The 14666-nt window shown below is 72.5% G+C and carries 11 protein-coding genes and 1 pseudogene; 8 read left to right on the forward strand and 4 right to left on the reverse strand.

The window, feature by feature from the left end; translation table 11 throughout:
- Nucleotides 1–358: 358 nt before the first annotated feature.
- The 4 genes and pseudogenes from ACSU6M_RS25755 (at nucleotide 359) to ACSU6M_RS25770 (ending at nucleotide 4456) form a co-directional block, all read left to right on the forward strand.
- Complete coding sequence (locus ACSU6M_RS25755; protein ID WP_437072662.1) at nucleotides 359–2407, forward strand: APC family permease; 2049 nt, start codon at nucleotides 359–361, stop codon at nucleotides 2405–2407.
- Between the two features lie 122 nt (nucleotides 2408–2529).
- The gene (locus ACSU6M_RS25760) at nucleotides 2530–3858 is read left to right on the forward strand and encodes a class I SAM-dependent RNA methyltransferase (protein ID WP_437072664.1); all 1329 of its coding nucleotides are present in this window, start codon (nucleotides 2530–2532) and stop codon (nucleotides 3856–3858) included.
- Nucleotides 3859–3939: 81 nt separating this feature from the next.
- Nucleotides 3940–3984 (forward strand): annotated as a pseudogene (locus tag ACSU6M_RS25765) (hypothetical protein); the annotation flags it as partial.
- A gap of 229 nt (nucleotides 3985–4213) precedes the next feature.
- A complete protein-coding gene (locus ACSU6M_RS25770) occupies nucleotides 4214–4456 on the forward strand; it encodes a LysR substrate-binding domain-containing protein (protein WP_437072665.1) in 243 nt (80 codons plus the stop codon).
- Between the two features lie 155 nt (nucleotides 4457–4611).
- Here ACSU6M_RS25770 and ACSU6M_RS25775 read toward each other — a convergent pair whose 3' ends face one another.
- A complete protein-coding gene (locus tag ACSU6M_RS25775) occupies nucleotides 4612–5268 on the reverse strand; it encodes a TetR/AcrR family transcriptional regulator (protein WP_437072666.1) in 657 nt (218 codons plus the stop codon).
- Nucleotides 5269–5446: 178 nt separating this feature from the next.
- Here ACSU6M_RS25775 and ACSU6M_RS25780 point away from each other — a divergent pair, with 178 nt between their 5' ends.
- From ACSU6M_RS25780 to ACSU6M_RS25790, 3 genes are all read left to right on the forward strand, one after another.
- Nucleotides 5447–6478 (forward strand): medium chain dehydrogenase/reductase family protein, encoded by a 1032-nt coding sequence (locus ACSU6M_RS25780; RefSeq protein WP_437072668.1) that lies wholly within the window; start codon nucleotides 5447–5449, stop codon nucleotides 6476–6478.
- A gap of 124 nt (nucleotides 6479–6602) precedes the next feature.
- Entirely contained in the window at nucleotides 6603–8084 is a 1482-nt protein-coding gene (locus ACSU6M_RS25785; protein WP_437072669.1) for an alpha/beta fold hydrolase, read from the forward strand.
- A 116-nt stretch (nucleotides 8085–8200) separates the two neighbouring features.
- Nucleotides 8201–8614, forward strand: coding sequence for a nuclear transport factor 2 family protein (locus tag ACSU6M_RS25790; protein WP_437072670.1), 414 nt, complete (start codon nucleotides 8201–8203; stop codon nucleotides 8612–8614).
- A 245-nt stretch (nucleotides 8615–8859) separates the two neighbouring features.
- Here ACSU6M_RS25790 and ACSU6M_RS25795 read toward each other — a convergent pair whose 3' ends face one another.
- Genes ACSU6M_RS25795 through ACSU6M_RS25805 form a run of 3 tightly spaced genes read right to left on the reverse strand, consistent with a single transcriptional unit; the run spans nucleotide 8860 to nucleotide 11115 of the window.
- Nucleotides 8860–9459 (reverse strand): hypothetical protein, encoded by a 600-nt coding sequence (locus ACSU6M_RS25795; protein ID WP_437072671.1) that lies wholly within the window; start codon nucleotides 9457–9459, stop codon nucleotides 8860–8862.
- Nucleotides 9456–10040 (reverse strand): NAD(P)H-dependent oxidoreductase, encoded by a 585-nt coding sequence (locus ACSU6M_RS25800; RefSeq protein WP_437075342.1) that lies wholly within the window; start codon nucleotides 10038–10040, stop codon nucleotides 9456–9458. Before ACSU6M_RS25800 ends, ACSU6M_RS25795 begins: the two co-directional genes overlap by 4 nt.
- 58 nt (nucleotides 10041–10098) lie before the next feature.
- Nucleotides 10099–11115 carry an NADP-dependent oxidoreductase gene (locus tag ACSU6M_RS25805; RefSeq protein ID WP_437072672.1) on the reverse strand — a complete coding sequence of 339 codons (1017 nt, stop codon included), beginning with the start codon at nucleotides 11113–11115 and terminating at the stop codon, nucleotides 10099–10101.
- 386 nt (nucleotides 11116–11501) lie between these two features.
- On the opposite strand from ACSU6M_RS25805, the gene ACSU6M_RS25810 reads away from it, so the two are divergent.
- The gene (locus ACSU6M_RS25810) at nucleotides 11502–14663 is read left to right on the forward strand and encodes a BTAD domain-containing putative transcriptional regulator (RefSeq protein ID WP_437072673.1); all 3162 of its coding nucleotides are present in this window, start codon (nucleotides 11502–11504) and stop codon (nucleotides 14661–14663) included.
- The last annotated feature ends 3 nt before the right edge of the window (nucleotides 14664–14666 follow it).

A 14666-nucleotide genomic window follows, 5' to 3' on the forward strand; every position in this document is an offset into this window, starting at 1 on the left:
CGCTCAGCGGCGGCTGATGCTGCGGACGCTCGCGAAAGTGAGGACGGCGAGGGCGACGAGGGCGGCGGTGGCGCCGATCAGCTCTGCGGCGGTGGCCATGGGCACTCCGGGTGACGAGCAGGGGCGGGCGGTCATCAGGGCGGGTCGGTCGTCAGGGTGGGTCAGCCTTCACGGCGGCCAGCCATCAGGGCGGGTCGGCCATCACGGCGGGGCAGCCATCAAGGCGGGTTAGTCATATAGACACGGCAGCGTCCCCGGAGGTTGACGCCCGGCCCGGACCAGGGCCGATTTCACCCGTGAGGCAGACCGCGGTGGGCCGGTGGGCGCGCTGCTGTTCGAGGCCTTACGATGCTCTGTTGTGTCCAAACTGACCGACGTGCCCAAACGGATTCTGATCGGGCGCGCACTGCGCAGCGACCGGCTCGGCGAAACGCTCCTGCCGAAGCGCATCGCGCTCCCCGTCTTCGCCTCCGACCCGCTGTCCTCCGTGGCGTACGCCCCCGGGGAGGTGCTGCTGGTCCTGTCCATCGCGGGTGTGTCGGCCTACCACTTCAGCCCGTGGATCGCCGCCGCGGTCGTCGTGCTGATGTTCACCGTGGTCGCCTCCTACCGGCAGAACGTGCACGCCTACCCCAGCGGCGGCGGCGACTACGAGGTGGCGAACACCAACCTGGGCCCCAAGGCCGGGCTCACCGTCGCCAGCGCCCTGCTGGTCGACTATGTGCTCACCGTCGCCGTCTCCATCTCCTCCGGCATCGAGAACCTCGGCTCCGCGGTCCCGTTCGTCGTCGAGCACAAGGTGTTCTGCGCGATCGCCGTGATCGTGCTGCTGACCCTGATGAACCTGCGCGGCGTGAAGGAGTCCGGCTCGCTCTTCGCGATCCCGACGTATGTGTTCGTCGCGGGCGTCTTCATCATGATCGCCTGGGGTGCCTTCCGCGGCCTGGTCCTGGACGACACCCTGCGGGCGCCCACCGCCGGCTACGAGATCAAGCCCGAGCACGAGGGCCTGGCCGGTTTCGCGCTCGTCTTCCTGCTGCTGCGCGCCTTCTCCTCCGGCTGTGCCGCGCTCACCGGCGTGGAGGCCATCTCCAACGGCGTCCCCGCCTTCCGCAAGCCCAAGTCCAGGAACGCGGCCACCACACTGGCGCTGATGGGCCTGCTGGCCGTCACCATGTTCTGCGGCATCATCGGCCTGGCCATGGTGTCCAAGGTGCGCATGGCCGAGAACCCCGGCCACGACCTGCTGGACAACGGTGTCCCGGTGGGCGCCGACTACGTCCAGCACCCGGTGATCTCCCAGGTCGCCGAGGCCGTCTTCGGCAGCGGCAGCCTCCCGTTCATCGTGCTGGCCGCGGCCACCGCGCTGGTGCTGTTCCTCGCCGCGAACACCGCGTACAACGGCTTCCCGGTCCTCGGCTCGATCCTCGCCCAGGACCGCTATCTGCCGCGCCAGCTGCACACCCGCGGCGACCGCCTCGCCTTCTCCAACGGCATCGTGCTGCTGGCCGGCGCGGCCATGCTGCTGGTGTGGATCTACGGCGCCGACTCCACCCGGCTGATCCAGCTCTACATCGTCGGCGTCTTCGTCTCCTTCACGCTCAGCCAGACCGGCATGGTCCGCCACTGGAACCGCCATCTGGCCACCGAGCGGGATCCCGGCAAGCGCCGCCACATGATCCGCTCCCGCGCGATCAACGCCTTCGGCGCCTTCTTCACCGCCATGGTGCTGATGGTCGTCCTGGTCACCAAGTTCACCCACGGCGCCTGGGTCGCGCTGCTCGGCATGGTGATCTTCTACGTCACGATGAGCGCGATCCGCCGCCACTACGACCATGTCTCGCGCGAGCTCGCCGCCCCCGAGGGCCCCAGCGACGACAGCGTGCGCCCCTCGCGGGTCCACTCCGTCGTCCTGGTCTCCAAGATCCACCGCCCCGCCCTGCGCGCCCTCGCCTACGCCAAGCTGATGCGCTCCGACACCCTTGAGGCGCTCACCGTCAACGTGGACCCGAACGAGACCAGGGCACTGCGCGAGGAGTGGGAGCGGCGCGGGATCGACGTACCGCTGAAGGTCCTCGACTCGCCCTACCGCGAGATCACCCGACCGGTCATCGAGTACGTCAAGAACCTGCGCCGTGAGTCGCCGCGCGACGCCGTGTCGGTGATCATTCCCGAGTACGTCGTCGGCCACTGGTACGAGCACCTGCTGCACAACCAGAGCGCGCTGCGGCTCAAGGGCCGCCTCCTGTTCACGCCGGGCATCATGGTCACCTCCGTGCCCTACCAGCTCCAGTCCTCCGAGGCCGCCAAGCGGCGCGCCCGCAAGCGGCAGGAGTGGAACGCGCCGGGTTCCGTGCGACGGGGACCGGCGCAGGAGCGGCCGAAGGAGCCGAGCGGCAGGGACTGAGGGGTGCCGGGGACGACGTAGACTGGTGGGCTGTTGTCCCGCGAAGGCGGACGTGCCCCGGCCACCGCACCTTCCCGTTGACGCTCTCACCGCTGTACGTTCCCGATCTGGAGTCACCCGCCATGCAGGCAGAACCGAAGAAGTCGCTGGTGGGCGAGGTGTACGAGGTCGAGGTCGGGCCCGTCGCGCACGGCGGGCACTGCATCGCCCGTACGTCCGAGGGACAGGTGCTCTTCGTCCGGCACACGCTGCCCGGTGAGCGGGTCGTCGCCCGGGTCACCGAGGGCGAGGAGGGCGACCGCTTCCTGCGCGCGGACGCCGTCGAGGTGCTGGAGGCGTCCAAGGACCGGGTCGAGGCCCCCTGCCCCTACGCCGGCCCCGGCCGCTGCGGCGGCTGCGACTGGCAGCACGCCAAGCCGGGTGCGCAGCGGCGCCTCAAGGGCGAGGTCATCGCCGAGCAGCTGAAGCGGCTCGCGGGTCTCACCCCGGAGGAGGCCGGCTGGGACGGCACGGTGATGCCGGCCGAGGGTGACAAGCTGCCCGCAGGTCAGGTGCCGCAGTGGCGTACGCGCGTGCAGTACGCGGTGGACGCCGACGGCCACGCCGGCCTGCGCCGCCACCGCTCCCACGAGGTCGAGCGCATCGAGCACTGCATGATCGCCGCGGAGGGCGTCAGCGAGCTCGGCGTCGAGCGGCGCGACTGGTCCGGCATGGAGTCGGTGGAGGCGATCGCGGCGACGGGCAGCCAGGACCGCCAGGTGATCCTCACCCCGCGACCGGGCGCCCGCCTCCCCCTGGTCGAACTGGACAAGCCGGTGTCGGTGATGCGGGTGGACGAGAAGTCCGGCGGCGTCCACCGCGTCCACGGCCGCCCCTTCGTCCGCGAACGTGCGGACGGCCGCACCCACCGGGTCGGCAGCGGCGGCTTCTGGCAGGTCCACCCGAAGGCGGCGGACACGCTGGTGACGGCGGTCATGCAGGGCCTGCTGCCGCGCAAGGGCGACATGTGCCTCGACCTGTACTGCGGCGTCGGCCTCTTCGCGGGCGCGCTCGCCGACCGCATCGGCGAGAAGGGCGCGGTGCTCGGCATCGAGTCCGGCAAGCGCGCGGTGGAGGACGCCCGCCACAACCTGGCCGACTTCCCGCGGGTCCGCGTGGAGCAGGGCAAGGTCGAAGCCGTCCTTCCCCGGACCGGCATCACCGACGTCGACCTCATCGTCCTCGACCCGCCCCGCGCCGGCGCCGGCCGCAAGACCGTCGCCCACCTCGCCGCCCTCGGCGCCCGCCGCATCGCGTACGTCGCCTGCGATCCCGCTGCGCTGGCTCGCGACATCGCGTATTTCCGGGAGGGCGGGTATCGGGTGCGGATGCTGCGGGCGTTCGATCTGTTTCCGATGACGCATCATGTGGAGTGCGTGGCGATTCTGGAGCCGGCCGCGAAGGGGCTTTGACCTGCCGTTTCCCAGGGTTTCTCAAGTGTGGCCGGAAGTGCTCGACCTGTTTCGCTGACCGCCGCTGCCGCCGCCCTGGGCGTGTCCCAACCCGCGGTCAGCGGTCGGCTGGCGCGTCCGGAGGGCCAGTTGGACGCCGTGCTCTTCGAACGTTCCCGGCGAAGAGCCGCACCGACGCCGCGTGCACACGAGCCGGCCCGGCGCATCGCCTCCCCTCTGGACCAGTTGCGGGGCGCCCTGGCTCAGGACGCCGACCGCCAGGCCCGTCAGGGCACGGCAGCGGAGCTGACCGCTTCGCGGCTGGTCCCTGCTCTGGCACCCCGAGTTCGGTCGGCGGCCGCCCAATCCGGTGTCGATGATCGTGCCCGACCTGCGGGCCGTGCTGGTTGCCGTCGTCGCCGGCGCCGGGATCTCCGTCCTGCCTCGCTATCTGGCGGACCCCGCTCTGGCGGCCGGCTCGCTGGAGGCGTTGCACCGTACGCAGGTCCAACCGCTCAATGCCCTCCATTTCGTCACCCCTTCGGGGCCGGCCCCGGCGTCCGTGGCGCTGGTGCAGCGTCAGCTGCATCAGCAGTCCGAGGTCTGGGGGCCCCTGTGAGAGGCCGGTTCGAGAAGGGCTGAGCGTACGCCGGCTGTTTGGACCGGTTGTCCGAGGGCGGTGGGACCAGCGAAGAGGTGGGGCGGCTCAGCCCCGCGGCTGCCGTGGTCGTCGCATGCGGCCTGCGGCCCTGGGTGGTCGCCGTGGTCGTCCCCTCACTGTGTGAGGTGCCGCAGTTCGTTCTCGTACAGCTCGTCGGGGTCGAATCCCATGCCGTTGAAGTGGCCCGCGAGTTCCAGGGAGAGGATGCCGTGCAGGCGGGTCCAGAAGTGCAGGGCGAGGCGTAGCGCCGTTGGGGAGGCGGGGTGGTCGCCGGCCCACTGGCGGTGTTCGGCGAGGTGGGATTCGAGCGAAGTGTCCTGCACCGCGGCCGGGGCAGGGGCTGGGGCGGCTGGGGCGGCGTCCAGGAGGGCGTCCATGATCTCCGAGGCGATCATGGTGATGTCGTCGGGGGCGTGGTAGCCGGGGACGGGTGTGCCGTAGATGAGGAAGTAGCGCTGGGGGTCGTCCAGTGCCCATGCGCGCAGCGCGTGCCCGAGCCCGGCGAGATCGGCACCCGATGCGGCGGCGGTGCGCAGGGTGTCGGCGAGACTGCGGTAGGCGTCCCGGATCAGCTCGGTGATCAACTCGTCCCGGCTGGCGAAGTACCGGTAGAGCGCGGGGCCGCTCATCCCCATCTGTTTGGCGATGGCGTTCAGGGAGAGCCCGGGTGCCCCGGCGGCGGCGATCTGCTCCCAGGCGCGCTGCTTGATCTCGGCGCGCAGTTGGGCGCGGTAGCGCTCGCGCGGTGTCTCTTTTCCTGCGATGGCCATGGGCTCATCCCTTCCCTGTCATGTCCGCCGGTTTCCCGGAGCCGGCGGAGCGGCTGGTCAACCGCCTGAGTTAGACCCTATTACGAACGTACTTGACTGTCACTCGGCGGTGAAGTTATAACTTCTAACGAACGCGTCAGCCGTTAACGATGCTGGTGCCTGTCGAGGGAGGAACACCATGAACGCCGCAGCGATGGTCGAGGTCGTGCTGCCGGGCAAGGTCGAGCCGGAGGGGCTTCAGGTGCGGCAGGGTGCTGTCCCGAGCGCCGGGGCGGGCCAGGTCGTGGTTCGCATGGAAGCCACCGGTGTCTCCTTCGCGGAGCAGCAGATGCGCCGGGGCCGTTACTACGACCAGCCGCCCTTCCCGTTCGTCCCCGGATACGACCTGGTCGGCACCGTGGCGGCGACCGGTGAGGGTGTCGACGCGGGGCTGGTCGGGACGCGGGTGGCCGCGCTGCTGAAGGTCGGCGGCTGGGCCAGTCACGTCGTCGTCGACGCCGCGGACCTGGTGCCGGTCCCGGACGGGGTCGGCGCGGCGCAGGCGGAGACGGTGGTGATCAACGGCATCACGGCCTGGCAGATGCTGCACCGCAAGGCCCGTGTCCGCGCCGGGCAGACCGTCCTGGTGCACGGGGCCAACGGGGGAGTGGGGTCGGTCCTGGTCCAGCTCGCCCAGGTCGCGGGCGCCCAGGTGATCGGCACCGCCTCCGCGCGCCACCACGCCGTGCTGAAGGAACAGGGCGTGACCCCGATCGACTACCGCACGGAGAACATCCCGGCCCGTGTCCGTGAACTCGCCCCGCGGGGGGTGGACGCCGTCTTCGACCACGTCGGCGGCCGCGGCATCGTCGACTCCTGGCGCCTGCTCGCCCCCGGCGGCACGCTCGTCTCCTACGGCAGCGCCTCCACCCGCGACGACGAGGGCTCCAAGCAGTGGCCCGTCCTCAAGCTCCTCGGCCGGGTGTGGCTGTGGAACGCGCTGCCCAACGGCCGCCGCGCGTATTTCTTCAACGTCTGGGCCGGCCGAGCCCTGAACCGCGGCCGTTTCCAGGCCAGGCTGCGCGCCGACCTCACCGAGGTCTTCGAAGCCCTGCGCCGCGGTGAGATCACCGCCCACATCGCCGCCGAACTGCCCCTGGCCCAGGCCGCCGAGGCGATGCGGCTGGCCGAGTCCGGCACCGTCGCCGGAAAGGTCGTCCTGCACGCCTGACCCCTCATGCGGAAAACCGCATCCACGCATGGTCGACGCTCGCAGCGTTCGCGCACCTGCCGTTCTCTCCCCGCATTTCCTCCGCGCCGCGCCACGGCGCCGACAGCCTCAGGAGCATCCCGCCATGCCCAGATCCAGCCTGCGCACCCATGTCCGGCGTACTCTGACCGCCGCTCTCGTCGCCACGGCCACCCTCGCCACCCCGGCAGTCGCCACCCCCGCACAACCCCAGACCGCCGCCCCCACGAGCCGGATCAGCTGGAGCGCCTGCTCCGACACGGAATTCCAGGGCATGCAGTGCGGCACCCTCCGGGTCCCGGTCGACTACGCCCACCCCGGCGCCGGCAGCCTCAGCCTCGCCCTGGTCCGCCGTCCCGCCGACGACCAGCCCCATCGCCAGGGCACCCTCCTGCTCAACGACGGAGCCGGTGGATCGTCGATCGAGCAGCTTCGCCTGGCGATGCGCATCGGCTTCCCCTCGTTCGCGGGCGCCATGAGCCGCAACTTCGACCTGGTCGCCGTCGACCCGCGCGGCGTGGGCCACAGCACGCCGATCCGCTGTACGACACCCCTCAAGCCGGCCGGAGTCACCCACTTCCCGCGTGACCGGCAGCAGTTCGACGCGCTCGTCGCCCACAACCGCGCCTTCGCCGAGGACTGCCTGCGTGAGAACGGCCCCCTGGTCGCCCACGCCGACCTGACCAGCACCGCACGGGACTTCGAAGCCGTACGCACCGGCCTCGGCGAGAAGCAGCTGAACTGGTACGGCATCCACTACAGCACCCTGCTCGGGCGCACCTACGCCGACCTGTACCCCGGTCGCCTGCGCACCATGGTCCTGGACACGGCGCTGGACGACACCACCACACCCACCGAGCGGATCCGCCGCGAAGCAGCCACGGCCGAAGAAGCGTTCAACCGCTTCTCCGCCTGGTGCGCCGCGACAGCGGACTGTGCCCTGCACGGCAAGGATGCCGCGGCCGAGTACGACGCCCTCGTCGCCCGCGCCGACCGCACACCGATCCCCACCGCCGACGGCCGGGCCCTGACCGGGGAGGACATCCGCACCGCCACCCAGGACCATCTGACCCTCTCCGGCGTCACCTGGCCGGCCCTCGCCCAAGCCGTCGTCAAGGCCAAGGCCGGCGACGCGAGCGACTTCACGTACGAACCCGACGACACCCTCGACCCCGTCCAGGTGCAGGTCCCCGCCTGCCTGGACAGCTCCCGTCCGGCGACGACGTTCGACCAGCTCACCCGCCTGCGCAAGGACCTGGCGCGGATCTCCCCGCACCTCGGCGGCGCCGTGCGCTCCTGGACCGCCCTCACCGGCTGCCTCGGCTGGCCCGTCCCCGCCCGCCCCATCGCGGCCGGTACCCCCGTCCACGGCGCGCCCCCCGCCCTGATCGTGCAGTCAACCCACCAGGCGCTCGCCCCGCACAGCGCGGGCTTCGCCATGGCGGCACAACTGCCCGGCAGCGTCGTCCTCAGCCGCGAAGGCGACGACTACAGCATGTTCCTGCTCTCCCAGTGCGTGCGCGACGCCACCAACCGCTACCTGACCACCCGCGACCTGCCCGCACCCGGCACCACCTGCACCGACTGACACCACAGCCGGCCACCACCGCGACAACGGCCGCAGCGTCCACCTCGTCCGCCGCCCCGGCCGCTCACCCGGTCACCTCACCGGGCCACCAGGCGCCCGCCAAGAACCCCAAGACGATGCTCGACGCCTGGCTGCGCCTCTGGAACGGCGACTGCACCCAGGCACCCGGCATCATCTCCCCGGACTTCACCGTCCACGCAGCCCTCCTCGACGGAGGCGACGGCAGCATCCGCGGCGCCGACGGCCTCGTGGCCTGGATCGCCCCGACCCACGCAGCCTTCCCCGACCCGCACTTCTCCCTCCAGACCGACCCCCTGATCGCCGGACACGGCGCCTCCGTGCGCTGGAGGGCCACCGGCACCTACGCCGGCGGCTTCCTGGGCGCCAAAGCCCAGCCCGGCGGCGCGGTGTCCTCGGCGACCGGGCCCGAGAGGTCGCTCGGCGTGGGTACGGGGCGCTGTGAGCTAGGCGGCATGAGTCCAATATGGCGGCCGGAGGAGTGGCGCGGGGCGTCATCAGCGAGCCCGTGACTGGCGGCAGAGAGGGTGGGCCTGCTGTGGAGCTGCTCGTAGCAGCTCAGTGCCTGAGTAGGGGAAGGGCGATCGGCCGCGACGCTCGTTTGACGCTCTGGGCGTCCGCCCGCCTCGCGATGAGCCGAGAAGACAGCTGTGACCTGGTGTTTTCCCTGACTCGCTCAGGCCGACATCTTTCCTATGACGCACCATGTGGAGTGCGTGGCGATTCTGGAGCCGGCCGCGAAGGGCTCCTGACCTGCCTATCGCATGCCCTCGGCGCACGCGGCGACTGCTTTCTGCAAGCCGGCGAAATCGGTCTTCAGCGGGTTGAGGCGCTCCAGACTGGACAGTCGGATGGACTTCTGGTTCGGGCAGTGTTCGTCCAGGACCGGTGTGGGCAGGACGTAGAAGGTCCACTGGTCAAGGTCCAGGGGATCGAGGGTCTGCTTGTCCTGATGGTGCAGCAGGCAGAAGACGTACACGTCCGAGCGGCGTCGCACTTCGGCCGAGGTGGTGCCGGTGTGGGTGTCCCAGCCGGAGGTCGGGGCGATGTGGAACGAGACCTTCGATAGTTGGGGCTGTGTCCAGGACTGCAGGTAGGCCGTCGATTTCACCTCGACGCGCCACTTCTCGGGCGTGCGGATGTCGACGGTGTCCCATTCGGTGCGGGTGCCGGCTGCCGCGTCCAGTGCCGTGGCCACGAGATACTCGGCCAGGACGCCCCGCATGGTGTTGTTGGCCAGGTCGGAGCATGCCCAGCTCCAGAAGTCGCCGAGTCTGCCGACCGTTTCGCCGTTGGCTCGTATCGGCTCACTGCCGCTGCGGCGGGTGATGACCAGCGGACCCAGGTCGCCACTCATGTTCCTCCAGACAACGAGGTGGGGCGAGGCTGATTCTGACAGCAGGCGGTGACACTGGTGTTGGGTTTCGGCCCTTGTATGCGGTGCTGCGGTTGCGGGGGGTGAGGAAGGTGGTCAGGGTGGTGTCGGCGGTCTTGGTCGGGTCGGTGTCGGCCGTGAGGGAGTCGTGGAGGAAGGCGACGGTGACGTCGGTGATGCCGCAGAACTCGGAGATGCCGGTGGCGAGGGCGTGTCGGAGGGTTCTGTCCCAGCCGAGTGCGGTGAAGTCGGGGGCCGAGCAGCTGCTCACCGCCGGGCCGGAGCATGCGGGTGGCGGCCAGGCGGGGAGTGCTGCGGCCGTAGGCGAAGCCGTAGTTCCAGATTCGGTCGATCCAGCCCTTGAGGATCGCGGGGGGGGGGCCGAACCACCGGAGGGGGAAGACGACGATGACGTCGGCGGCGTCGATGCGCCGCATGTGGGCGCGTACTTCGGCGGAGTAGACCTTGCCGCGGTCCTGCCGGTCGGGTTCGTCCCGGTGCGCGGCCTGGTGGGCGACCTGGGTCGTGCGGGAGTCGGTGCGGGGGTGGGCGACGACGAGCAGGCGTGGGGGCGGGCCGTGGCGGCCGGTGTGTTCGAGGGGTTCGGGGTCGGCACCGTGCTCACCCGGCCAGTCGGACGAGCATCTTGCCGGTGTTGGCGCCGCGCATCATGCCGAGGAACGCCTCGGGGGCGCGCTCGATGCCGTCGACCACCGTCTCCTCGGTGCGCAGTGTGCCGTCGGCCAGCCAGGGTGCCGCCTTCGCGATCCACTCCGGGAACAGGTCGAGCCAGTTGCTGACGAGCATCCCGCGCAATGTCACTTCCTTTGCGGCGGCCTCGAAGAGGTTGTCCGGGCCGGGCGCGGGCGTCTCGGCGTTGTAGCCGCTGATCGCGCCGACCATGGCGATCCGGCCGCCCGCGCGCATCGCGCCGATCGCGGCCCGCAGATGGTCGCCGCCGACGCTGTCCAGATAGACGTCGACGCCCTCGGGGGCGGCCTCGGCCAGCTGCTCCTCCAACCGGCCCGCGCGGTAGTCCAGGGCCGCGTCGTAGCCGAAGTCGGCGACCAGGCGCTTCGTCTTGGCCGGCCCGCCCGCCGAACCGATCACCCTCACCGCGCCGAGCCTACGCGCCAGTTGACCGGCGACGCTGCCGACCGCCCCGCCCGCGGCGGACACGAAGACCGTGTCCCCCTCACGCACCGGCGCGGTCCGGGTGAGCGCCACATAGGCGGTCAGGCCCGTGGTGCCGAGCGCGCCCAGGTACGCCTGGGCCGGGATCCGCCCGGCGTCGACCACGGTGGCGGCCGCGGCGTCGAGCACCGCGTACTCGCGCCAGCCCAGGAAGTGGGAGACCGTCGCTCCCACCGGCACCTCCGCCGAGCGCGAGGCGACCACCTCGCCCACCGCACTGCCCTCCATCGCCTCGCCGAGGCGGAACGGCGGGATGTAGGAGGGCACGTCGTTCATCCGGCCGCGCATGTACGGGTCCACGGACATCCAGGTGTTGCGCACCACGACCTGGCCCTCGGCGGGCTCGGGGACCGGGGCGCTGGCCAGCTCGAAGTGCTCGGGGCCGGGCTCGCCCACGGGGCGTGCGGCGAGGCGGATCTCGCGGGAGACGAGGGTCGTCGTCATGGTGTCCTCCTTCTCGGAAGCGGCGGGTTGCCGCCGTCTCGACGGAGACGACCCTGCCGGGCCACGCGCACGGGACGCCTACGGTCCGCGCACGGTCACGCACGCCCACATGCGCCTGCGGTCATGCGCGCCCACGTATGCCTACGGTCATGCGCGCGTACGGTCATGCGCGCCCACGTACGCGTACGGTCACCCGCGCTTACGGTCATGCCCACGTACCGTCATGCCCACGTACCGTCACGCCCGCCGCACGGCCTCGTCCAGCGGCCCCGTCCGCCACACCCTCATGCCCGACCCCGACCCCGACCCCGACCCCGCCCCCAGCCGCACACCCCCACCCCTCCTCGCCCTCCGCCCCCTCCCCGCACGGCAGTTACCGTGACGGCATGCTGTTCGACGTACTCGGCCCCCTGCGGATCCGCACCGACGGCGGCGCCCCCGTCGTCGTACGCGAGGCGAAGGTGCGGGCTCTGCTGGCCGACCTGCTGGCCCACCCTGGGCGACCGGTGCCGGTCGACCGGTTGGTCGACGACCTGTGGGAGGAGAATCCGCCCGGCAACCGGGTCAACACGCTGCAGACCAAGGTGTCCCAGCTGCGCCGGGCGCTGGACGGGGCGGAGGCCGGGGCGCGGGGCCTGGTGGCGCTGACGCCGGCCGGGTATGTCCTGCGGGTGGGCGAGGAGGCCGTCGACGCGGGCCGTTTCGCCGTGCTCACCGATCGCGCCCGGCGGTCGGCGCGGCCGCGTGAGCGGGCGGATGTTCTCCAGGAGGCGCTGGGCCTGTGGCGGGGGCCCGCCTTCGCGGAGTTCCGGGACGCGGCGTTCACCCGGACCACCGTGGCGCGGCTGGACGAGCAGTATCTGACCGCCGTGGAGGAGCTGGCCGAGGCCCGGCTGGAACTCGGTGAGCACGGCCGACTCGCCGACGAGCTCGGTGAGACGGTGCACGCGCATCCGCTGCGGGAACGGTTGCGGGCCGCGTATCTGCTCGCCCTCTACCGCGCGGGCCGCCAGACCGAGGCGCTGGCCACGTACGCCGAGCTGAAGGAGCGGCTGGCCGAGGACCTGGGTCTGGACCCCGGCCCCGAACTGGCCGCACTGCACGCGGCGGTGCTGCGGCAGGACCCGGCCCTCGACGCGCCCGCCGAGGCCGCCCCGCGCCGGCTGCCCGCGAGCGGCCGGCTGCCCGCGAGCGGCCGTCTGCCCGCCCCGCTCACGGAGCTGATCGGCCGCGAGGACGATGTCGCCCGCGTCGGCGACCTGCTGCGAGCCGGCCGGCTGGTCACCCTCGTCGGACCGGGCGGCGTCGGCAAGACCCGGATCGCGCTGGAGGCGGCGGCCCGCGCCGCCGACGCCCACCCGGACGGGATACGGCTCGTCGAACTCGCCCCGGTCAAGGGCGATCTGGGACCGGCCGTGGCCGCCGCGCTGGACATCCGGGAGGACGCCGCCACAGCGGTCGACGCGGTCGACGACCCTCTCGCACAGGCGCTGGCGGGCCGCTCCCTGCTGCTCGTCCTGGACAACTGCGAGCATGTGATCGACGAAGCGGGCCGGCTGGCCGCCCGTCTGCTCGGGCAGGCACCGGGGCTGCGGGTGCTGGCCACGAGCCAGGAACCGCTCGCCGTCGACGGCGAGTCGCTGCACCTCGTGGCCCCGCTGGCCGACGACGACGCCATCGCGCTGTTCGCCGCCCGCGCCCGGGCCGCCGCCCCCGGTTTCGCCCTGGGTCCGGCCAACGCCGACGCGGTGGCACAGATCTGCGCCCGGCTCGACGGCATCCCGCTGGCCCTGGAACTCGCCGCCGCCCGTGTCCGCGCGCTCGGCGTCCACGGCCTCGCCGCCCGCATCGACGACCGGTTCCGGGTCCTCGCCGCCGGCCGCCGGGACGCCCCCGCCCGCCAGCGCACCCTGCGCGCCGTCATCGACTGGAGCTGGGACCTGCTCACCGGCGACGAGCGGACCCTGCTGCGCCGGCTGGCCGTCTTCGCCGGAGGCTGCACGAGCGAGGCCGCCGAAGCCGTCTGCGCCGCACCGGACCTGCCGGCCGAAGCCGTCCTCGACACGCTCGCCCGGCTCGTGGACCGTTCCCTCGTCACCGTCGCCGTCACCGACGACGCGGCGTCCGGCCCCCGCTACGGCCTGCTGGAGTCCATCGCCGCCTACGGCCTGGAACGGCTCGGCGAGGCCGGCGAGACGGACGCCGTACGGCTGCGCCACGCGCGGTACTTCGCGGCGCTGGCCGAGCGCACCGAGCCGCACCTGTACGGGCCGCAGCAGTGCGACCGGCTCGCGCTGCTCGACCGGGAGCGCGCCGATCTGAGCGCCGCGCTGGCCTCCGCCGTCGCGGCCGACGCCGTGGACCTGGCGCTACAGCTGGTCAATCCGCTCTCCTGGTACTGGTTCCTGCGCGGACGCCATGCCGAGGCGCACCGCTCCCTGACCGCCGCGCTGTCCCTGTCCGGCCCCGACACCGAGGAGCGGGCCGCCGCCGGGACGCGTCAGGCGGCGTTCGCCCTGCTCACCGGCCGACCGGTCGCCGACGCGCCGGTCCGCGCCGCGCCCCGGTCGGACATACGGGCCCGGTGGCTGCTGGAGCTCGTCCGGTGCGGTTTCGACGCCGCTCCCGGCGGCGACCGTGCCGCCGCGGCCGCCGCCCTGCTCGCCGAGTCCGCCGAACGGGAGGACCGGTGGGGTGTCGCCGCGGCCCACGCCGTCCTCGCCACCCAGGCCCTCTACCGTGGCGACCTGGCGGCGCAGCGGCGGCACGCCACGCTGAGCGCCGACCTCTTCGATCGGCTCGACGACGCGTGGGGCCGCCTCCAGTCCACCGAGCACCTGGGCATGCTCGCCGAGATCGCCGGCGACTACGAGCGGGCCATGCGGCTGCACCAGGAAGGCATCCGCCTGGCCGAGCGGCTGCGGCTGTGGACCGAGCTGTCCTTCCGGCTGTCCCGAGCCGGCCGGATCGCCCTGCTCACCGGCGACCTCGCCACCGCGGCCGACCTCACCTCGCGCGCCCGCACCCTCGCCGCCGAGCAGTCGCACCGCCCCGCCGAGCAGTTCGCCGACACCGGGCTCGCGCTCGTCGCCCGCAGACGGGGTGACCTGGACACCGCGGAGGAACTGCTGCGGCCCTGGCTCGACTGGAACCGCGACCGCGGCGTGGACGCGGGCGCCGCCCTCGTCCTCGCCCAGCTGGGCTTCGCCGCCGAGCAGCGCGGCCTCGCCGACCGGGCGCTCGCGCTCCACCTGGACGGACTCCGCCTGGCCGAACGCACCGGCGATCCGCGCGCCGTCGCGCTGGCCCTCGAAGGACTCGCCGGCGCCCGCGCGATCGGCGGCGCCCCCGAGCACGCCGCCGAACTCCTCGGCACCGCCGCCGCTCTGCGCGACTGCGCCGGCTCGCCGCTGCCCGCCGCGGAACGCTTCGACACCGACCGCGCCACCGCTCACGCCGGCGCGGCCCTCGGCACGCACGCGTTCGCCGCGGCCCTCGACCGCGGGCGGCTGCTGACCCCCCGCGACCACCGGGAGCGCCTGGCCTGACGG

The sequence above is a fragment of the Streptomyces sp. enrichment culture genome (assembly GCF_964272895.1).
GTDB lineage: Bacteria > Actinomycetota > Actinomycetes > Streptomycetales > Streptomycetaceae > Streptomyces.